We start from the raw sequence: 21,703 nt of genomic DNA on the forward strand, positions 1-21,703 counted from the left end.
GGGCAACGGTTCGTGCCAAAGCGCGGGGATATCGACCATTGGGCTGGTCTGGAGCCGACAGAGGAATAGCGGTCGGCCAGCACTCGGTCGCGCAACCATATACATTCGGTCGTGCAGTTCATTCGAAAAGCGGGAAGTCAGGAGAGCAGTTGGAACGCGAAGCGAAGGCACGCCTGGAAAACTCGCGATCCAACGAGGAACTCTGTTCCATAACGGAACTAGAGTCGTGGCATACGCTGCCGCTGGCGGAAGTATTCGCGCGGCTCCATGCGGATGACATGCATGGGCTCACTCAGGCGGAGGCGCTTCGGAGGCTCGCTCAGCATGGCCCCAATGTCTTGGCGCAGGCACGGCAGCGCTCGACCCTATCGATCCTCCGAGCACAGTTCCACAGTCTGATTGTCGCTTTGCTCATCGCGGCGACGGCAATCGCCTTCGCGATGGGCGACGAAATGGAGGCGGTCGCCATCCTTGTCGTCATCGTCCTCAACGCTGGGATCGGTTTCTTCACTGAATGGAAGGCAGAGCAGGCGCTGTCCGCACTGCAAGAACAGTCGGTGCGAGTTGCTCATGTCATACGAGACGGTACGGAAAGACAGATTCCCGCGGCGGAGTTGGCGCCAGGCGATTTGGTCGTCCTGGCTGCGGGGGCGCGTGTCCCCGCTGACGGCCGGATCGTCGAGAGCGTGCGTCTGCAGATTGAGGAGGCGGCGCTGACCGGCGAATCTCACGCAGTGACCAAATCATCCGAGGCGTTGACCGATCAGGAGGCCGCACTCGGAGATCGCTGCAATATGGCCTTCCTGGGGACAACGATTACTGACGGTCGCGGCCGGCTGCTCGTGACCGCCACCGGCGCCCAGACGGAGGTGGGCAAGATAGGCGTCCTCATCGACGACGCAACCACTCGCGCCACGCCGCTAGAACAGAAGCTGGCGCGACTCGGTCGTCTGCTCATCGTCGTCGTGCTGGCGCTGTGCGCCGTCATCGTGGTCGCAGGCTGGCTGCGCGGCGTCACCGACTTTTGGCACATGCTGGAGATCGGCCTCTCGTTGGCCATTGCTGCCGTGCCCGAAGGACTGCCTGCCGTGACGACCATGACGCTGGCGCTGGGGATGCAGCGCATGGCCCGCATGCGGGCGCTCATTCGGCGCCTTCCCGCCGTCGAAACTCTAGGCTCCGTCACGGTCATCTGTACGGACAAGACGGGAACATTGACCAAGAACGAGATGACGGCGTGCGTCTACGCTCTGGACAATCGTCGTATCGACGTGACCGGCGCGGGATACGAGCCGGTGGGCGTCTTTCGGGTAGCCGACGAATCGGTGGACCAGCGTACTGACGAGAACCTCGCCCTTGCGCTGCGGATTGGCATGTTGTGCAACGATGCGAAAGTGGAACGTACTGACGGCCGAGACGTCGTACTGGGCGACCCGACCGAGGCGGCCTTAATTGTCGTTGCCGAAAAGGCTGGGATGAAGCAGGCCGACCTCGCCGCCGATTTTCCGCGCATCAGCGAACTGCCGTTCAACGGCGCCACCAAGCGCATGGTGACGGTGCATCGAGGGCCGCAAAGTCGGACATTGGCGTTTGTCAAAGGCGCGCCGGCGACGCTTCTCGCCGCGAGCGTCGCGCAAGTTGGGCGGAGCGGAATAACGTCCCTCAAGCCGGACGACAACCGGCGCTGGCAGGAGAGGAACCAGGAATTGGCAGGGGCGGCCCTGCGCGTCCTGGGGCTGGCGTATCGCGAACTTCCCGAGGGCTACGAAAAGGAAGACTTCGACCGAGAGCTAGTCTTTGTCGGCCTCGTCGGCATGAGCGATCCGCTGCGAGAAGAAGCTAAGTCCGCGATCGCCACGTGCCGCTCGGCTGGGATTCGCACGGTGATGATTACCGGCGACCAGCAGCCGACAGCGGCCGAGATCGCGCGTCAGCTGGACATTGACCGCGATCTCAATGGGCGCCCGTTGCGCGCCGTCCATGGTCGCGAGTTAACTGCTTTGGACGACGCGGGCTGGCAACGGGCGGTGGCCGACGCCGCCGTGTTCGCCCGTGTTTCGCCCGAACACAAGTTGCAGATCGTTGAAGCGCTGCAGGAACAGGGGCACGTCGTCGCCATGACCGGCGACGGGGTGAACGATGCTCCGGCCTTGAAGCAGGCGGATATTGGCATCGCGATGGGGATCAAGGGGACTGAGGTCGCCAAAGAAAACGCCGACATGGTGATCACTGACGATAATTTTGCCAGCATTGTGGGGGCGGTCGAGCAGGGACGGATTATCTACGGAAACATTCTGCGGTTTCTCCATTATTTGCTGTCGTGCAACTTGTCGGAAATTCTCACCGTATTTCTCGCGCTAATGATCGGGTGGCCGCTGCCGCTGGTCGCACTTCAGATTTTGTGGCTTAACTTGATTACCGACGTCTTCCCGGCGTTCGCGTTGGCTCTCGAGCCATCGTCGCCGAACGTGATGCAACGCCTGCCGCGCGATCAACATGAGTCGTTGCTCACGTTTCATTTTGTCCGCCTCATTGCGTGGCAAGCGTCGCTGCTTGCCGCGGCGACGCTCCTCGCCTTTGGAGTCGGCATGCACTGGTACGGGACTGATGGAGACGGCCTGCGCCAAGCGACCACGATGGCGTTTATGACGCTAGCCATCGCTCAGGTCGTCCACGTCTTCAACGCGCGATCCCAAAGGCGGTCAGCGTTCACCGGTCGGCTGTTCACCAACAGTTGGCTATGGGCGGCCGTGGGGATTTGTCTGATGCTGCAGGCGGCAGCTGTCTACCTGCCCCTGCTGCAAGACGTCCTCCATACGTCCGTACCCAGCAGGTCGGACTGGTGGGTGATCGCCTTATGCTCGCTACTGCCTGTAGCCGTGGTCGAGTTGGTCAAGTTGGTCCAGCGAGTCGCCGCCCGAAGTCGAGGAATCTCCCATGCCTGAAATGATGAAGTGTTTCGTGATGCACGGTATTGGCCGCGTCGGCGTGATGGACAAGCCGATCCCGCGCCCTGGACCGAGCGACGCCATTATCCGTACGACGGCTGCACTGATCTGCACGTCCGACACCCACACGGTGGCGGGCGCCATCGGCGACCGCCAAGGCCTGACGCTTGGGCACGAGGCCGTCGGCGTGATCCACGAGCTGGGAGAGCTAGCGGCCTCTAGCGGCCTGTTCCAAGTCGGACAGCGCGTCGCAGTCAACGCGATCACGCCATGCTACGCGTGCGACAATTGCCAGCGCGGCTACCCCAGCCAGTGCGGTGGAATGCTCGGCGGGTGGAAGTTCGCCAACCTCAAGGATGGTAGCTTTGCCGAATACTTCCACGTTAACAATGCTGCGGCCAACCTCGCACCGATACCCGACGGCCTCAGCGATGAACAGGCAGCATACTGCTGCGACATGCTCTCGACCGGATTTGTGGGGGCTGAGCGCGCCAGTATTCCTATCGGCGGTAGCGTCGCAATTTTCTCGCAAGGCCCGGTCGGATTGATGGCGACCGTTGGCGCTCGCCTCCGTGGCGCCGGGCTGGTCGTCGGAGTGGAGTCCGCGCCAAACCGAGTCGCGCTGGCGATGAAGTATGGCTGCGACGTAGTCGTCGACTTCAGCAAGGAAGACCCCGTTGAGGCTATCCTGAAACTCACGGATGGCAAAGGCGTCGACTCGGCGATCGAAGCCCTCGGCTCGGCGCAAACGTTTGCCGCGTGCGTGGCTGTCACGCGCCCAGGCGGCGCCGTCTCCAATATCGGTTACCACGGCGATGGCGACAGCGTGCCTATCCCGCGAGTCGCTTGGGGCGTGGGGATGGGCGATAAGACCATCCATACCGCGTTGTGCCCTGGCGGGTCGGAGCGAATGGGCCGACTGCTGCGCCTGATCGAAACGGGGCGGGTCGATCCGCTCGCGCTGACAACGCACAGATTCTCATTCGATGACATCGAAAAGGCGTTCAAGATGATGCAGACCAAAGAGGATGGAATGATTAAGCCGCTGATCTCGTTTGCCTAGCGGCTCGACGTGACAACGAGTGGTCCGTATCGCTGACCGTCGGCGTAACGACGAATGGTTGGCGGTGAGTCTCCGCTTTCTTAACCGATGAAACTACTGATGGACCCCGCGACGCCCGAGGGGCCGCAGTCGAAGCTGATTGCCTTCTGGAATAACCGAGGGATGTTGATCATCGCCGGGGTCTCGATGACGGGGATCGCGGTGCATTTGATTCTCCGCTACGGCATCGGCGCGGAAAGTCCGTAGTACCTCATGCCCTTGTGGATCGTGCTGGCGTTCGGGGGAATTCCGCTTGTCTTTGAATTGCTTAAAAAGGTTGCGAAACGAGAATTCGGTTCGGACCTCCTGGCGGGCATCTCGATCGTGACCGCCGCCATACTCGTGGAGTATCTGGCAGGCGCACTGGTCGTGCTCATGCGGTCAGGCGGTGAGGCTCTGGAAAGCTACGCCGTCCGCAGCGCCTCATCGGTGCTGCGCGCGCTTGCGCAACGAATGCCGTCAATCGGCCATCGGCGTCAAGACGGGCAGGTGGTCGACGTTTCCCTTAGCGAGGTGGCTGTCGGCGATACGCTCGTCATCTTTCCTCACGACATTTGCCCGGTGGACGGAGTTGTCACTGAAGGCTGCGGCATCATGGATGAGTCGTTTCTTACCGGCGACGCGTTTCAGATGGCCAAGATGCTAGGCTCGGAAGTGATCTCCGGAGCGATCAACGGGGAGTTTGCACTGACCATCCGAGCGACCCGTCCGGCGGCCGACTCGCGCTATGCAAAAATACTGCAGGTTATGCGCTCCGCCGCTCCTGCCGACGACCAATCCGATCGAGTCGGCACGAATGCACCGACGCAGTCATCGTAATTTGTTGAATCATCGACTTGCGTCGTTGCGTTACAATAGTTGCATGCTTTGCTGTCTCCTCAGAATGATGGGTTTGACGTGTTGCGTCGCATCGCTTGGCGTGAGCCATGCCGTTGGCGTCGAGCGAGTCGTCTCGACGACCGCCCAGTTTTCAGCGGCGCTGGCTGCGGCCGGCGCCGGGGATCAGATCATCTTGCAGCCGGGAGTGTATGGCGGCGGGCATTATCGCGCCAATTTGGCGGGAGTAACAATCCGCGGCGCCGACTCAGCGAATCCGGCAGTCATTGACGGCGGAAGCAATGGGATCCAACTGAGTGATGCTTCGAACGTAACGATCTCTGACCTTGTGTTTCGCCATCAGGTCGACAACGGTCTGAACATCGACGACGGCGGCACGTTCGACACGCCTACCGTGAACCTGATCCTGCGGAACATCGCCGTTCGTGACATCGTCACGGCCGGCAACCACGACGGCATCAAGCTTTCGGGCGTCAATGATTTCTTAATTGAAAATGTCCAAGTGCTCAACTGGGGAATCGGCGGCAGCGCCGTCGATATGGTGGGCTGTCACCGCGGGCTGATTCAGAATTCGAGTTTCATTCACACGAACGCAGATAACGCTGGTACGACGCTGCAGCCCAAAGGAGGCTCCAAGGAGATCACGTTTCGGGCGAATCGGATTGACTTGCCGCGAGGTTCAGGTCGGGCAGTTCAGGCAGGCGGTTCCACCGACACGCCGTTTTTTCGGTTCGTCGACGGCGACTCGGGCTATGAAGCGGACCAGATCGTTGCTGAAGGAAACGTGATCATCGGGGGCTCTTCGTCGTTCTCATGGGTGAATATCGACGGCGGCGTGTTCCATCACAATGTCGTGAGCCGACCGGGGCAGTGGGTCGCGCGCATATTGAATGAGAATCGCGGGCTGCCGATCGTTGACACCCAGAACGGAGTATTGCAAGACAATCGCATCGTGTACAACGACAACGCCTCGGAGTTCAGCACGGCAGTCAACGTCGGTCCGGAGACGCTCCCCAATACGTACACGTTTGCCGGAAACCAGTGGCTCAACTTGGCGAACCCCACCACGGCCGGCTCCACGCCGACCCTTCCCGCGCCAGAGACGGGCGGCTCTTACGGGGTCGGTCCCGCCGCTTCGACCGATGGTCCCCAAGTCTGGAGTTTTTCTTGGGGCAAGTGGATAGTGAACGCGAACTCGACGCCACAATCGGTCGACGTGACCGGGCTGCAGTCGATGCGGCAGGCTAGCGTCGGCGCGAACGCATCGTTCCGCCCGCTAAGCGTCAATCCACTTCTCGGCGCTTGGACGTTGGCGGACATTCCGACGTCGACGCTTCTCTTGCCGGCATTCTCTCAAGCTATCTTGATCGATCCAGCCGCAATCCTGGGCCTCAATGGGGACTACGACGACGACGGAGTCGTCGACGGCGAAGATTTCTTAGTGTGGCAGCGCGATGTCGGCAACGCTGCGGGATCGCTTCCGAACGATCCCACGAGCGTTGTGATTGGGACGGAGCAGCTCATTGCCTGGGCGGCGAACTTCGGCGCCTCATCTGGACGGCTAATCGCGGTCCCGGAGCCATCCGTTTGGATGCTGTTGATAGCGGGCTGGGTGGCAGTCGTTGGAGCGCGCGACGCCTTCTCGCGGGTTGGTGCGCCGCCTAAAGAGTCTCAACCGGCGCACCGATACCGCTCGGGAGCTCAAAAGAAGTCGCTTGGCAGTCTTTTGCCGTCTGCGGTTCCGCCAGTGCTTTGGCTGAGCGAATGGAAGAACTAACTCTATCGAGGCAATCTGCCGTCAAACATTGCAAGCGGAGCGTGAGTCGAGCCGATCGCCTAAGGTTGCGATCTCATGATTCAGGTTTCACACGATATGCCAGCGGCCACGACGTTGCTTCCCGATGCCTGGTTGGCGGCCCACTCCGACGCTGGCCACTGCTGGTCACGGTAGCCCGGCGCTTTGCTGCTGCGACGCCGAGGAGCTAGTGTTTGACGACGGCTCGGAGTTTTGGGAGATCGGCATGGGTCAGCGTTTCGTAGACCAAGTTACAAACGGCCCTTGGAGCTCTCGGACGGATCTGCTCGACGATTAACTTTTGAGTGTTCGGCAACTCGAGCCCAGCCCGGTTGTGGTAGTGGTTGTAGCCCACCTCCCAGGTATCGTACCGGTCGGGAGATGGCGTATCGTTACTGCAAGCGCCTTGCATTGAGCCAGTTAGCAATTGAGTTGCCATCAGTTCCATCGCGAGCGTGTATCGTTGCTCGTTTTCGGTATAGACGTCCACGCCCTGGTGCCAAGCAACTTCGGCGGCATGGAGAGCCGATCCGAGCCCAAACTGGGAGTGGTGCCCGCCGTCTCGACAGGTTTCTTGGGTCAGGCCATCGATCCACTTCGAGGGATTCGACCAAAACTTCTCTGGATTGCCTCCGTCGCCGGCAATCCGCTTGGGCCGAGAGCCGTCGGAAGTCAGGTAAAAGTAGGCGGGGTTCCGGACCCTTAGGCGATCGAGACCTCGGTTGAACTCCCCTTCGTCATCGTTGAAGACGGCGATCGACATCATGGCGTCAATTTGGGTCAGATCAACGTTTCCGTTCCAATAGCTTGCCGTATTCAATTGAGGATAAAACGCACGAGTGAACATGGATTGGAGCTTCCCGATCTCGCTCGCCGTCCAGCCAGGATAGCATCGCATGATTTCGGCGGCCGGCGCCATGACCGCTCCGATCCAACCGGCCTGTAGTCGATCTTGGTCGGAGCCGGCAGTGAAGCCTTCTAGTCCCGACCACGAGTTGAGGATGGCGATCGAACGCTTGGCGTACGTCTCGTCGTCCGTAAAGTACCACAGCAGCGCCTGAGTATAGGCTGCGATGGCGTCATCTCTCGACTCGTTGGCGTCCTCACTGCTGGAGTTGACGTTGGCCCGCCCATGCGGGCGTCGAGTTGCGAAGCTCGAACTCCTCATCCGATCGAACTCCCCTTTCCAGGGCTGAGCGCCTGCTAGAATCTTGGCCTTCACGAAGTCGAGTTCTGCTTTGGAATTGAGCGCGCCAGGATGAACGAAGTCCATGGCCGACGCGGAGGCCGCCGATATGCCGAGCGCCACGAGCACCGCAAGTAGATCGTTCAACTTGGTCGTTCGATTTGGAGCCTTCATGAGAAGCTGGCAGAAACTGCCCCTAGCGAGGTCGAATTGAATGAACGCGTCGACTTGCCGAGTCGATCGCTCCGTGGCGCTCCGCGCAGGATAGTCGTTGACGGCAAAAACTAAACAGCGTGCCGAAACTCCGCGAGACCGTTCGAACTGACTGTCAGCGCTAAATGTCCGACACACGTTATAATTGAATTGCCGCGGGGTTGCCTTGGTAGCCGCGTGGTCGACAACTTCGCTGAGGACCAGAGAAGAAGTTTAAGCGGCGAACGAGTCGTCGAAAGTCTTAAGGAAGGGGGTGATACGGTTTGGGTCCCGACGAATTTGAAACAAAACCTGACTTGGACGGAACCTCAGAAGCAGTTCGCAGCATTGGGCAGGAGGACGGCGGCGCCACTTGGTCACGTCCAAGTCGTCGTCGTTTCCTTGGTGCAACGACGACCGGGGGCTTGGGGGCGCTCCTGGCCGGGCAGTTCGATCTGGCCGCGGCTGCCATCGCTGAAGGCGAGCTCGCGGTTCCGCCGCCGACAGGATCGGACGTTGGCTCACTGTTTCCCTTCATCCAGCGACAGGCGGTCGAGGGGCAATTTCCGCTCTCATTCCTGAATCCCGAGTTCAATGACGCGGAACGCTGGAAGTCTGTAGCGCGAGCGAAGCTCCTGGAGCTATTGCACTATGCTCCGCCTCCCTGCGACCCTCAGGGAGAGACGGTCGAACGCGAAGACTGCGGCGACTATTTTCGAGAAAGAGTACTCTTCAGTACGGCGCCCGATATTCGCGTGCCAGCGTTCGTGCTCGTGCCGAAGAACTCGCCGCCACCGTTCCCCACGGTGATTGCACTCCATGATCATGGCGCTTTCTACATGTGGGGAAAGGAAAAGATCGTGGAGACGCCGAACGAACACCCTCGGCTTGCCGAGTTCCGGCGACAGCATTACGGCGGAAAGAGCGTCGGCGTAGAACTAGTCCGACTCGGATACTTGGTCGTCGTTATCGACATGTTCTACTGGGGCGAGCGGCGTATGCTGCTAGACGGCGATCCGCAGGACTGGCTGGAGCGCTCTAACGCGCTGTCGCGCGAGCGGATCGACGCTTTTCATTCTCGCGCCAGCCAGTATGAGTCGCTCGTGGGGCGCACCATTTACGCCGCCGGTTTCACGTGGCCTGGAGTGATGTTCTGGGACGATATTCGTACGGTCGACTATCTTGTGACTCGCCCCGATGTGGACAGGCTGCGTATAGGCTGCGTCGGCCTGTCTGTGGGCGGTCTGCGCGCGTGTCATCTTGCCGCGCTGGATGAACGTCTTCGAACTGCGGTCGTCGTCGGCTGGATGGCGTCGTTTCCGCACCAACTCAAGAATCACATAAAGAACACGATCGGCCACACCAAGGTCGTGCCTGGTCTTTATCGCTATCTCGACTATCCTGACGTCGCGGCGCTTGCGGCGCCTACCCCGCTGTTGGTGATCAATGGCGCCCAGGACGCGCTGTTTCAACAGGATGGAGTCAAAGCAAGTTTTGAGAAGCTTCACGCATGCTATTGCAAAGCCGGCGTCCCGGACCGCTGCCGTACCCGGCTGTATGACTCTCCCCACGAGTTTAACGAGGCGATGCAAACCGAAGCTTGGGATTGGCTGAAGCGCTGGATCTAGCTTTCTCTTTACGGATCACGTCACATGCGATGGATACTTGCCGTATTGGCAATTGGGGCCGCAGGCATCTGCCAGGCAGAGGCGCTTACCCCTCAGGTCGAGATCGAAGAGGAGGTCTACCGCTACGCCGACGCTCAGAACGGCGCTGGGCCGATGTGGTGCGCCGGCTCGACCTGTCTGGTACGCTCGGGCGATCAACTCTTCGCCAGCGGTCTGGAAGTCGTGCCCGACGCGAAGCCGTTGAACAACTGTCGTTGGATGCTGTTCGTTCGCCGGGCGACGGGATGGGAGCGGGTACGGGTTGACAGCGAAGGCCGCACTCGCGAGCCGGCGCCAATGGCCGCCTTCGCCGACGGACGCGTTTACTTATCGGTAAATCCGGCGATCGACGCCGGTCCGCAGCCGGGCGGGGGTCCGACGCGCCCCGATGTGCTGAAGTTTAGCGCGCACGAGCCTGAGGCGCCGCCCGCCTCCGTGACGCCGCGCTGGCGAGAGCGTCCGCCATTCTCCGAGCATTCGTATCGCAGCTTCGCCGCGGACGGGGCGAGCGGAGAATTGGTGTTGTTCCAGAACATCGGCTATACCCACGCTGAATGGACCTTTTTCGACCGGGGAGGTCGGTGGAGCTCTCAGGGCAAGCTGCAGTGGCCGTGGGGCGCGGAATATGAAACTCCTCAACCGATCCGCGTTTGCTACCCCAATGTGGCATTACTCGATCGACAGGTCCATTTTGTTGGGGTCAGCGACATCGTCGAGCCGAATCGGGCGTGGCGCGAATATAAGCGCGAGTTGACCGGGCTTGACTGGGATTACGATTTTCGACGTTTGTTCTACACCTGGACCGCCGACATCGCCAAAAAGCCTTTTGCCGACTGGATCGAAATCTCCAGCCGCGACAAGACGTGCGGCGGGATTTCTCCGGGGGACTTGTGGCTTGCCCCCAATGGCGAGGCCCATTTAGTGTGGACGGAACGGGCCATCGACGAACGACTTCGAGACAAATTCTTTCCGGGAGTTCCCCAAAGTCACTCTGTGAACTATGCGCGCGTTCGCGACGGGCGAATTCTCGAACGCCGAACGTTACTGGAGTCCACGGAAGCGACGCCGGGGATTATTGGTTCTGCACCGCGATTCCACGTGACTCCGGACCATCGTTTGTTCGTTGTGTATTTGGCTAAGGGTGTCGAACCAGATGGAACGCCCGTATCCGAGAACCGTGTCGTCGAGATGAGAGCAGACGGCGCCGTTGGTGCGCCAGCGAGGCTGCCATTGAAGAGTCCGTTTATCAGCTATTTCACTACTACGGTCCGCGGCGGCTCGCCCCCTTCGAACACGCTAGAGATGCTAGGAGAGCGCGCAGGCGTTCCGACGACGATCAGCTACGCGCGGGTGCGGTTGCTGCCTTAAGAATCCCACTTCATGTGCTCCTGCCAGACTCGAGCGAGCCGGGCGATCGCCTTTCGCTCGAGCCTGCTGATTGTGCGTGGTGCGACGCTTAACCTCATCTTCATCGATGGATTCGCGCCGTCGGCAGATGACGTGATGAAGCTATTTCGCGTAGGGGGTAATATCACCGGCCAATTCAGCGAAATCAAAGTACACAACCTTGCCGCTGGGTGGACCTACGCGCGTTACTTACCTGGATAGAAGCTCCTCGCAGGTAAGATCTGCGTCAATTGCACGCTTCGATTCATCGAAAAGGCGACTCATCGCTCAAGGCAACGGGCTATTGCGGCGTTCTATTATCGGACGTCGGATTTCCCGGTCGTTGAAATACTTGAATATCGTCCAAAATGACGCGTGAACCCCAGCAACTCTCAAAGCCGATGAGACCCGAGCGGGGAGCGGCGTCGCTGGTGTCGCATGCTATCGTCTGAGAAATCGCGGGATCGGCGATATTCTGAAACGTGATGTTCGCTCGGCCTCCGGAATCCTCCATGAGGAAGAAGTAACAGCGCGACGTGCGGTCGACTTTCAAGCCGCTTCCTCGCAGGAAGGTCAGCGAGTTGGGACCCGTTTTCTCATGGATCTCGATGTTGTGATCGGCGCGTGTCGCCGCTGGCCAGAGATTGCAGCGGATCCCCTGGCTTAGTGCTGACACGGCCCACTCGGGCCCCTCGCCGTATCGATCGGTGCATCGCGACATGACTGCAAACGATCCGCCGTAGCCATTGAGGTAGTTTTCGTCGAACTCAATTCGTCCCAGGACGAATAGCGTGCCTTCTTCTGGTGCAAAGGCCTTACGCGACAGCAAGTAGGGACGCGGATGAAACGTGTCGATGTGGTCGGGATCGCGTTCATTACCCAACGAGACCGCTCCTTCGCTGAGGTGCACGTCGCCCAGGACCGACCACAGGTTCTGATTGAGATGTGGCGCGTCGAAATCATCTGCCACGACAAGCTTTGCGTCGCTAGGAATTCGCTTCGAGAGTTCGTTGGCGCGCGACTCTTGCTCCGCTTCGCGTCTCGTCGCGACGCGCTCGTCGAACCGTGTGGATCGGCGAGCCGGCAAATCCTCGTTCTTCGACTGATGAATCTGCACATTCTCCACGATGACCTTTCCGCCCTTCCACCCTTCAATCGCAATGTGATTCTTGTACCCTTGGAAGAGCGACCGGCAGGTGACGGTTTTGGCGATAAGTTGCTGCTCGCGATGGGAGACTGCAAAGCTCACGTTGACCCCGTCGTCGCGCATGACTAGTCGATACGCGACGCCCTGTTGCGGCCGGCGAAATCCGCCCCAGGAGATGCTGGTAAGTTCTCGATCTCGCTCATATTTAGTCGACGTCTCAAGCAGTCCGTCGGTCTCGTTATTGGCCGACCTAAAATTGCAACGTACGCAGGTTGATAAGATGTCGCGCCAACTCCGATCCATTTGTGATCGATCATCGGCGCACCGCGTCAGAATCGAGAACGAAGGAACGTCGTCGGGCGCGAGCTGCGGAAAGCGGATGTCGCAGATTACCGTCAAAGGTCCGGCAGTCGGATCAAATTGATCGCGGCTGACAAGGTAGGGGACTTCCTCCTGAACAGGCGCGCCCTCGAGTACGACTCCATCGGCGGAGCGACTCGTCTCGCCGAGCGACGTCCAAAAGTCTGAGTCCGCCATAATCCCGCCCGGCACGATCGGAATCGCATTGCTCTCCGCCTCGTGACTGTAAGTCGGGCGAGGGTAGCTTGCGAGGGTGACCGGTAACCTCCGGGGGTCGGCTTCGAGGGACTTGACCATCTCCTTATTCCACTGCAGCGCGCTTCCTTCGGACAGTTGAATCTTCCCATCGCGGGCAACATCCGGTCGTGATGGAAAAGCCTCGACAATACCCTTGAAGACGCTGACTTCGGAGACTCCGAAGTCATCGACCATCACGCCGAACTCGGTCCCCAGATCGACGACCTTCCCGTTTGGAGTGTCGATCGTAAAGCCGTGGCCTGCCTGAGGCACTGACGCCATGAGACCCCCGCGGCGCAGCGTTCCTCCTCGTTCGTGCAATACGAAGTCCACCGGACCGATGAGGATCAAGTTCACGCCGTTTTCGTAGAGTAGCTCGACCTCCCCTTCGAGGATGCGAAGTCGACTCCCGGCGCGAACCACCGAGTCCATCGCAAAGGATTCATTCGGGTGCGACCATAGAGTCTGCGGCGAAATGCGAACGACTCTTACGATGTCCAGGAGCGAGGACGGGTGATCGGCGGCCACCACGCTACGCTGCCGCGAACTCCCCGGGGATTGGACGATCCCGCCGACCGCGGGGTCGCGCGCCAGGTCGGAGCGACTCGCGACGTAGAGCGCCAGCGGCGACACCACGAACAATACGACGGCCGCGCGCAGCAGCGATGCGCTCGAGCGGCGCCCGAGCACTAGCCTGGGGTAGAGATCGGGCTGGCTGACTCGATTGCGTTCCAATCTTTGACGCAGTTCTTCGATCCGCCGACCAACCTGGTTGCCAGCGGTGGATTTAAGTGCGCTGTGCATCGCGATGCAGCGAAGGTAGCATCTTCGCTCGACGACGCTACGCCCAAGGAGTTCGTTTAACCGATGACTCTGCTCGTCGGTAACGACTCCGTCGACCACGGCATCGACCAAGCGAGCTATCTCGTCGACCGTCTCATGTTTTGGGTCGTCGCGATGTTCCATGTCACCGTAGGCTTTCAATTCGTAAACCCTCAATGCGGTCGGTCCAGACGGGGTGGCGCTTCAGCGACGCCCCTCGGAGGCCAGGGTGCGTTCGACGCAATCCATGAGCCGCCGCCTGATCTTCCCCAGCAGCTTCGAAAGTGCGTTTGCCGAACACCCCGCCTCGAACGCTAAGTCACTGACGCTGACGCCCGGTTGATACCTCTTGCGTATCAGACTTCGATGGCGTTCGGACAATCGCTCGAGACAGCGGGCCAGCGCGTCCAATGAAACGGCAGGGTCGAGTTCGTCGCTGCTGGCTTCGTCGCTCAGGCATTCGAGGATCGCGTCGTCGATAAGCCTAGCGGACTTCCCCAGACGTTCACGATGCTTTAGCGCCTGAAGGCGCGCCACCTTACAGGCCCAGGCATAAAAGTTAGTGTTAGGCTCGTACGTGTCGAACTTCTTCCAAAGCGTCAGACTCACCTCTTGCAAGACGTCTGCCGCGTCATTGGCCGAGGGCATCAGCGCCATCAGATAATATTGCAAACGCGGATAGTATCGCGAATACAACTCGACGAATTCCGCGATTCGGTCGTCTCCAGCCAAGGTTGAGCCTCAGATTTCGGTAGCCCTGGTACTCTTCGCACGAATTCATGTGCAGTCAGGACAACGCAGAACACAGATGAGATCAGGTCGCTCCTCATATGAGCGAGCAGCCGTCGGGATGCTTTCCGCAGCGTCTTCATTCGAGCAGAGAAGAAGAAATCACTCGGGGCAATGCCACAACTTACCTGAAATGACGCTCCGCCATAGGCTTCGTCGCCAAAGACTCCGACATGCCGCTTGCGCCACATTGGCACACTGCGCGCCAAATTGAGCAGATGCGGCGATGCAAACATCGCTCAACTACTTAATCCTGCCTGTCGGGCAAATGTGACTGAGAAAGCATTGTGAAGGACAACTTTTTCCCACATCGCCAGCAATAGCCCTCATCCCGCGAGGGTTTGAACGGCTCCTTCGACCAAGTGCCAGGTTGGCAAGTCATTTCATCGTGGAGAGTTAGGCGCATTGGCAATTTGTCTGCGAGATTTTTGATTTATGCGAAAATTGAAGGGCAGAAATCTGCAGGTCGCCGTATCTGTTTGCGGCACAGAAGAAGTGGAGGCAACGGCCAATAGTGCGTTTCCTTTCCGTCCTCGTTTTCGGCTTGGTCGACCGCTTTTCGGCCTTACATGTGCGACTGATGCTGGGTTCGGTTTGTTTGGCTGAACATGTCAGTCGTCGCACTTATGCTCGTCTGCTCGTCGTCAGTGGCGTTCGCCGGTGCGTGTGAAGCGGCTCAGCGCATTACTTAAAGCGCAAGCTGCACGCTTGGAGGTTAGGCTCCAGCTGAAGCAGTAGCGCTGCCGCGCGATCGTGATAGGGCTGGTGTGTCCGCTGCTTTGCTCCGCAAGAGCTTTGACCGGCCGCATTGAGTTTTATTGGCACTAGTAGGCGAGCCAGCCACGGTAGGACTTCGTTGTTTTTCAACTTGTGCTTTTGGAGGTGGTACTAATGAAGTGGACAATCGCAGCGAAAGCTTTCGCGGTCCTTGCTTGGGGACTGACCGCTTGGGGATCAGTGCAGGGCGGAGTCGTCGTTTCTGATCCGCTCACTTCCTTTGATGCTGGATCATTCACCGTCTCTGCGGTTGATCCCATCGTATACGACGCCTCGGGAGCCCACTTTGGAACGGGCGTGCCAGGCGATAGCGGGAGATCTTACCAGCGCACGAACCGCAGCAACTTTGCCCAAGCGTCAAAAGTCGTTGCCGAAATCACCTTCCAAACGTCGACCGACGATCAACAGGTCTTCTTCGGCATCGGAGCTGGTGAAACAGCGCTTTTCGGTACGCCCGATTGGAGCACGCAGTTTTCGTCGGCTTCGTTTTGGCCGGAAACGGGAAACGATAAGTTCACTCGCTTTCGGACCGCCAATGACTCGAACTCGTTCGGCGATTCGACGATTCCCGGCTTTGCCCCGGGAACGCACCGTTTTCGGATGACATACACGAAAGCGACGAGTCAGCTGCTTGGCGAAATTGACCTCGACTACGCCGGTGGACCATTTGTGGCTGACCCGGCAGGAAGCAATTTTCCCATCGTGACCACATCGCTCAACGGCCCTAACGGCTGGCTAGCGGGTCTTCTCAGCGAGCCGTCACGGGTGTTTTTCGGGGGAGACGACGGGGCGACGTTTCGCGATTTGAAAGTGACTGTCATCCCCGAGCCGGCGACAGGAGTGCTGCTTGCGATTGGTTTGGCGGCTCTGGCAAGACGACGAGGTCAAATCGTTGTCAGGCGCTAAGCATGGGATGGACGCCACATCGCGTCCGGAATGACTCCGACAAAATCCATAACGCGTCGTTCACGAGCACGGCGGGTGCGAAGGCCGGGCGTTTGTTACGCCCGGCCCGCGCAGCTGCTCACCGACTCGAGGTACTTTAAGCATGAGATTATTTCGCAGAAATCTGTTACGCTCCGGATTGGGCGCCGTCGTCGGTATTTCGTTAACGACCGCGGCGCCGGCAGCGAGCACGATCGTGAACTCGTTGACGGGATTTACGGGCGACTCGACGCTGCCGGCGACTCAAACCGCTGCGACTACCGCAGGACTGGAATTTGCGAGCATCGCCGGGTTAGCGGAGGATTTTTCCTCCGACCCCACCGTCGCTTTCGGCGCCACGGGGGCGGCGTTCGGCGGCTTGTACGCCGGCGACGGCGGTCGCAATTACATGCGGACGATCGACGATTACGCCTTCGATAGTTACGTCGCCGAAGTGACTGTGGTGGTCGATACATTGGCGACCGACGTCGTTTTCTTCGGGATGGGTTCGGGCAATATTACGCAATGGGGCGTCCCTGATTTCGCCGGCGCGCCGACCGTTTTCATGAGCCCGGAAAACGAGAAGCTGATGACCAATTCAGTCAATGGCATCAGCGGTGATTGGGAGAACCCGCCGCCGGGAAACAATAACGACTGGCTCGGAAATCCTGCGCCAGGCCTGCTGAGCGCAAACGCCGGCACGCATCGATTGCGCATGTCGTTCAATGCCCCCGCCAAGGAGTGGGTCGGCGCGATCGACATTGACTACGCTGGCGGACCTTTTGTGGCGGATGCCACGACAGTCACCTACACGCTGACGAACATGTTCGACGACGGCGGTTTCGTAACGATTGGCTGGCCGACGAACCCGTCGAAGATCTACTTTGGCGGCGACGACGGCGCGATTTTCAAGGACTTTTCGGTCGTCGTTGGTTCGGCGCCCAGCGAGAACGCTGACTTTAACGGCGACAACCTCGTCGACGGGCAAGACTTCCTCATTTGGCAGAAGAATTTCGGCGTGGGGACGTCGCACGAAGCGGGCGACGCCGATGGCAACAGCCTGGTCAACGACGCTGATTTGACCATTTGGAAGACGCAATTCGGCGGGGCGCCGGCGGCGATTGCAAGCGTTCCCGAGCCGTCGACCGCGATCCTGGCGGCGTGCGGGTTAATCGCGGCGATGTGGGCTTCTCGTCGGGCGTGACGCCGCTGTGCGCCGATGGCCGAACGGCAGTCGCCGACGGTCATCGATCGACGAAGTCTTTTTGACGAGTGCTTGGCAGGGGGCAGTGGTCCGTCTGGGGGGAGAGCGATGCTCTCTCGCCCCAGACGGGCTTGCCGCGCACAACGCGTGCTGCCGGGGTACGAGATCGAATGCATCGCAGTAGTTCCTGGGGTGTCTCAAGTAGTAACGAGGGATCGGCATGGCGGCGTCGCAACGTCATTTGCATCGAATGGAGAGCTTCCGACTGCGGAGGTCGCACCTGGCATTTACGTTGGTTGAATTGTTGGTGGTAATTGCCATCATCGGCGTGCTCGTGGCGCTGCTGTTGCCCGCAGTTCAGGCGGCGCGCGAGGCCGCGCGGCGCGCGCATTGCCAAAGCAGCGCAAAGAACGTGGCGCTCGCTGTTCTAAACTACGAGTCCGCGAACAAGAAACTTCCTGTCGGGATGAGTTTCAATGCAGCGCAGTACCGCGCCAACGTCCATACGCAGCTGAAGGAGTATGGGCCGAACTGGATTATCTATGCGCTGCCGTTCCTTGAACAACAAGCGACCTTCAGCAAGTTCAATTTAAAGCTTCCGATCAACAATGACGGCGCTGGCGTCTCGACGAGCGACGTCCGTAATCGCGAGGCCCGCGGCACGGAAATTCCCGTGCTGCTGTGCCCGAGCGACAGCAACAATCGAGCGAAGTACGTCGGAAAGATCACCTTCCATGGCGATAACTGGGCGCGCGGCAACTACGCAGCCAACTCCGGCGGCAACTTCATCGGCGGGGGGGGCTGCTCGGCCCGCCCCGGAGAGACGATTCCCGCGTGTACTGCGGGCCCAGAAGCCAATGGAACGCTTCCCACAGACGATGGCTGGACAAGCGACCTGCGGCGCGGCGTGATGGGACCGAATATCTCGGCGTCGCTCAAACAGATTACCGATGGAACAACGAAGACGATCATGCTCGGCGAGATACGAGCCGGATTGAGCGAAAAGGATGCCCGTGGCACATGGGCGATGGGCCATGCGGGCTCGAGCCTGCTGGCTATCTTCGGATCAGGAGGCGATGCCAACGGACCGAATGCCTGTTATCCGTCGGCCGACGACGTCTATAGCGACGTCTGCGGTACGGAAAAGGCAAAGGCGGAGTGCATGGACTGTTTTACCGGCGGCGCGGCCGACCAAGCAACGACGCGGAGTTCGCATCCCGGCGGCGTTCACATCGCCATGTGCGATGGCAGCGTGAGCTTTCTCAGCGACAACGTCGAAACGAGCGGCATTGGCGGTCCCTGGGGAACGGCGTGGGACTACATGATTGGCAGCGCCGACGCCGAAGCAACGATACGATGAAACGCGTCGCAACGCCGCCGACGCCAGGGCGGGGAAGCGGTTCATGATGAGGAGACTTCAGCAGCGATGCAGGTAGTTCGATCGAATTTTGCCGTTCTCGCGTTGGCCAGCGCTCTTATCGGTTGCGGCGGCGGACCAAAAACGGCCCAAATCAGTGGAAGGGTGTTGTTCAAGGATGGCACGCCTCCGAAAGGGGGCGTCTGCGCGATTCAATTTCTGCCCGCGGCCGACACCACCGCGGAGATTCGTAAGGCCGCGAGCGGTGATATTCGTGAAGACGGATCCTTCGAAGTCTATACCCGCAAGCCGGGAGACGGCATTTTCGTGGGGAAGTACGATGTGACGTTTGCCGTATGGGAGAGTCCCATGTCTTCTAAGTCGTTGATCGACGCCAAATACACGAGTCCCACAACTACCCCGTATCACGTGACTATCGATCAGGACGCTGACGATCTGGCGTTCGAAGTTGAACCGGCAGCGAAGGTCAAACGATGACGGTCGTTGCCACTCAGTCGCAGCGAGTATCGCTTGCTTAATGTGAGAGGACGTGTCAGCAGTACGATAAAGGTCGATTACACTTATAGTGAACAAGCACCGCTGGGCTCCCGGTCGCAGGGAAGTCAGCGGTTACTTGCGTGCGCAAACTGTCTAACGCCGGCTGGACGCCACTTGTAACATGTTTGGATGATGAGCCCCCCCTGATGATGAGCATCGATGATGAAGGCCACACTCGCTCGAACCCTGATGTGCTCGCACCTGCGCTGGTTACTCCTGGCGGCGGCCTGGATGGCGGTAGCTTCCGCCGCTCGCGCCGAGTTGACGGCGGCTCGAATCTGGAACGAACATCTGCTTCACGCGATTAGCATCGACACCGCCCGCCCCACCGTCCATGCGCGGAATTTGTTCGCGCTCTCCGAAGCGATGTATGATTCCTGGGCCGCATTCGATTCCACTGCGGCGCAATATGCGCATCACGAAAGGGCTTCGAACGCCGCCAACCTTGCGGCCGCCCGCGACGAGGCGATTAGCTATGCGGCGTACAACGTCATCCTGCATCGCTTCGTTACGGGTCCGGCGGGCGTCGGCCCGGGCAAAGCGGAGACGTTACTGAATCTGCGCACCCAAATGCTTGATTTGGGGTACGATCCCGATTTCAAGTCGACTTTGGGCGACTCGCCGGCGGCGCTGGGCAATCGCGTCGCGCAAACAGTCATCGCCCGCGGAATGAGTGACGGGGCGAATGAAGCAGGCAATTACGCAAACCCTCCGGGGATTTTTCAGCCAGTCAATCCGCCGCTCACGTTCGAGGACCCCGGGACGTCGCTGAGTGACCCGAACCGTTGGCAACCGCTCCATTTTTTGGGGAACCGCATCGACCAGTTTGGCCGCCCAATCAACGAATCGACGCAGAAAAATCTGACGCCGTTTTGGGGTGACGTCGCGCCGTTCGCGATGACGCTCGCGGATCGGAGCGTCAACGGCGTCTACCATGATCAGGGAACTCCGCCGGGCCTGAACGATCGGCCGAACGGAGCCCTGTTCAAGGCTGACGCGATTGAAGTCATTCGTCTTTCTGCGCAGCTCGATCCAAACGATGGCGTGATGATTGACATATCTCCTGCCACGCGAGGCAATACGCCAAACTCGCCCTTTACGGAGAGTTACGAACAGGTTGGTTACGCCCTCAATCCATTTACCGGATTGCCGTACGAGCCGGAAATCGTCAAACAAGGCGACTTTGGACGGATCATGGCTGAGTTTTGGGCCGACGGTCCGCGATCAACGGCGCCGCCCGGACATTGGAATGAGATCCGCAATGACGTCACGGATAAAATGGAAGCCCTCGGCATCCCGAAGCGAATTGGCGGCGCTGGTCCGGTAGTGAGCGACTTGGAGTGGGATGTGAAAAGCATGTTCGCGCTCAACGGGGGCTTACACGACGCGGCCATTGCGGCTTGGAATCACAAAGGGGCGTACGACTCGTCGCGGCCCATCTCATTTATCCGCTATATGGGTCAGCTCGGGCAGTCATCCGATCCAACGGGCCCTTCGTACAACCCGGACGGACTTCCTCTCGAAGACGGGCTGGTGGAACTCGTCACCGCGGCAACGACTGCTCCCGGTCAACGTCACGCCCACCTGGCCGGCAGCGAAGGAAAGATCGCCGTGCGCTCTTGGAAGGGGGCCGTCCCCGGCGTCGCGCCATTCGACGACCCTGCCGAAGTCAGTGGCGTCGGTTGGATCCTCGCCGAGGAATGGATGCCATACCAGTTGAACGGATTTGTCACGCCTCCCTTTCCTGGATTTGTGTCGGGCCATTCCACTTACAGCCGCACAGGAGCCGAAATCCTGACGCTGTTGACGGGCACGCCTTACTTTCCCGGAGGCATCTTCGAATACGATATTCCCATGGGCTCTGGATTGGATTTTGAATACGGGCCGACCACGCCTGTGACATTGCAGTTCGCCACGTACTTCGACGCATCGGATCAGGCGTCGCTGTCGCGGTTGTACGGCGGCATTCATCCAGCAGCAGATGACTTTGCCGGAAGACGAATTGGACACTTGGTGGGTCCGGAAGCCTGGGCAATGGCAATCAGATGCTTTTCCGGCGTGGCCGTCCCGGAGCCGTCAACAATGGGAATGTTGACTCTTGCAGGCGTACTCGCCTGCTTGGGTCGTCGTTCGCTACTAACTCGTGGCAGCGAACAGGTGTAATCGCGACGACGCTAACAACCGATGAGTCCATGGCGGAAATTTGTACTTACGCAACCGATCCGTGCTGCTTATCAGCCTCCCACCGACTGGTTCAATGCCGCACGGCTCGGGCCGCCGTCCGATCTGGCATGCTGTGGGCGTCGATCTGGAGCGTCGCGACGTGCTCAACGAGCCTTGCGACGCCGCTGTTTAACGATGTGACCACTGCGGCCGGCATCACGCACACTCACGCCATTTCGTCTGCCTCCAACG

Annotated in this window: 16 protein-coding genes; 13 read left to right on the forward strand and 3 right to left on the reverse strand. The window is 59.6% G+C overall.

The window, feature by feature from the left end; translation table 11 throughout:
* Positions 1-149 precede the first annotated feature (149 nt).
* From I41_RS11280 to I41_RS11295, 5 genes are all read left to right on the forward strand, one after another.
* A complete protein-coding gene (locus I41_RS11280; RefSeq protein WP_145432656.1) occupies positions 150-2,945 on the forward strand; it encodes a cation-translocating P-type ATPase in 2,796 nt (931 codons plus the stop codon).
* Positions 2,938-4,011 carry an NAD(P)-dependent alcohol dehydrogenase gene (locus I41_RS11285; RefSeq protein WP_246133857.1) on the forward strand — a complete coding sequence of 358 codons (1,074 nt, stop codon included), beginning with the start codon at positions 2,938-2,940 and terminating at the stop codon, positions 4,009-4,011. Before I41_RS11280 ends, I41_RS11285 begins: the two co-directional genes overlap by 8 nt.
* 87 nt (positions 4,012-4,098) lie before the next feature.
* Complete coding sequence (locus I41_RS27700) at positions 4,099-4,257, forward strand: hypothetical protein (protein WP_210421163.1); 159 nt, start codon at positions 4,099-4,101, stop codon at positions 4,255-4,257.
* A 6-nt stretch (positions 4,258-4,263) separates the two neighbouring features.
* On the forward strand, positions 4,264-4,869 hold the full coding sequence (locus tag I41_RS11290) for a P-type ATPase (protein WP_210421164.1): 606 nt from the start codon (positions 4,264-4,266) through the stop codon (positions 4,867-4,869).
* A gap of 100 nt (positions 4,870-4,969) precedes the next feature.
* Positions 4,970-6,664, forward strand: a complete 1,695-nt coding sequence (locus I41_RS11295; protein ID WP_168206818.1) for a right-handed parallel beta-helix repeat-containing protein — start codon at positions 4,970-4,972, stop codon at positions 6,662-6,664.
* A gap of 205 nt (positions 6,665-6,869) precedes the next feature.
* On the opposite strand, the gene I41_RS11300 is transcribed toward I41_RS11295, so the two are convergent.
* Positions 6,870-8,015: an alginate lyase family protein gene (locus I41_RS11300; protein WP_168206819.1), complete on the reverse strand. Its 1,146-nt coding sequence runs from the start codon at positions 8,013-8,015 to the stop codon at positions 6,870-6,872.
* Between the two features lie 362 nt (positions 8,016-8,377).
* Here I41_RS11300 and I41_RS11305 point away from each other — a divergent pair, with 362 nt between their 5' ends.
* The 3 genes from I41_RS11305 to I41_RS11315 are packed head-to-tail and all read left to right on the forward strand — an operon-like array spanning position 8,378 to position 11,335.
* Positions 8,378-9,688: a dienelactone hydrolase family protein gene (locus tag I41_RS11305; protein ID WP_168206820.1), complete on the forward strand. Its 1,311-nt coding sequence runs from the start codon at positions 8,378-8,380 to the stop codon at positions 9,686-9,688.
* Positions 9,689-9,712: 24 nt separating this feature from the next.
* On the forward strand, positions 9,713-11,095 hold the full coding sequence (locus I41_RS11310) for a hypothetical protein (RefSeq protein WP_145432665.1): 1,383 nt from the start codon (positions 9,713-9,715) through the stop codon (positions 11,093-11,095).
* A gap of 12 nt (positions 11,096-11,107) precedes the next feature.
* Positions 11,108-11,335: a hypothetical protein gene (locus tag I41_RS11315; RefSeq protein WP_145432667.1), complete on the forward strand. Its 228-nt coding sequence runs from the start codon at positions 11,108-11,110 to the stop codon at positions 11,333-11,335.
* Positions 11,336-11,414: 79 nt separating this feature from the next.
* On the opposite strand, the gene I41_RS11320 is transcribed toward I41_RS11315, so the two are convergent.
* Both I41_RS11320 and I41_RS11325 read right to left on the reverse strand, forming a co-directional pair.
* Positions 11,415-13,841: a FecR family protein gene (locus I41_RS11320; protein WP_145432668.1), complete on the reverse strand. Its 2,427-nt coding sequence runs from the start codon at positions 13,839-13,841 to the stop codon at positions 11,415-11,417.
* A 42-nt stretch (positions 13,842-13,883) separates the two neighbouring features.
* Entirely contained in the window at positions 13,884-14,375 is a 492-nt protein-coding gene (locus I41_RS11325; protein WP_210421165.1) for a sigma-70 family RNA polymerase sigma factor, read from the reverse strand.
* A gap of 984 nt (positions 14,376-15,359) precedes the next feature.
* Here I41_RS11325 and I41_RS11330 point away from each other — a divergent pair.
* From I41_RS11330 to I41_RS11350, 5 genes are all read left to right on the forward strand, one after another.
* Entirely contained in the window at positions 15,360-16,151 is a 792-nt protein-coding gene (locus I41_RS11330; protein WP_145432672.1) for a PEP-CTERM sorting domain-containing protein, read from the forward strand.
* Positions 16,152-16,293: 142 nt separating this feature from the next.
* A complete protein-coding gene (locus I41_RS11335; protein ID WP_145432674.1) occupies positions 16,294-17,373 on the forward strand; it encodes a hypothetical protein in 1,080 nt (359 codons plus the stop codon).
* A gap of 250 nt (positions 17,374-17,623) precedes the next feature.
* A complete protein-coding gene (locus I41_RS11340; RefSeq protein WP_168207181.1) occupies positions 17,624-18,733 on the forward strand; it encodes a DUF1559 family PulG-like putative transporter in 1,110 nt (369 codons plus the stop codon).
* 102 nt (positions 18,734-18,835) lie between these two features.
* A complete protein-coding gene (locus I41_RS11345) occupies positions 18,836-19,228 on the forward strand; it encodes a hypothetical protein (RefSeq protein ID WP_145432679.1) in 393 nt (130 codons plus the stop codon).
* Positions 19,229-19,450: 222 nt separating this feature from the next.
* Complete coding sequence (locus tag I41_RS11350; RefSeq protein WP_168206821.1) at positions 19,451-21,451, forward strand: vanadium-dependent haloperoxidase; 2,001 nt, start codon at positions 19,451-19,453, stop codon at positions 21,449-21,451.
* Positions 21,452-21,703: the final 252 nt, after the last annotated feature.

The sequence above is a fragment of the Lacipirellula limnantheis genome (assembly GCF_007746075.1).
Taxonomy (GTDB): Bacteria; Planctomycetota; Planctomycetia; order Pirellulales; family Lacipirellulaceae; genus Lacipirellula; species Lacipirellula limnantheis.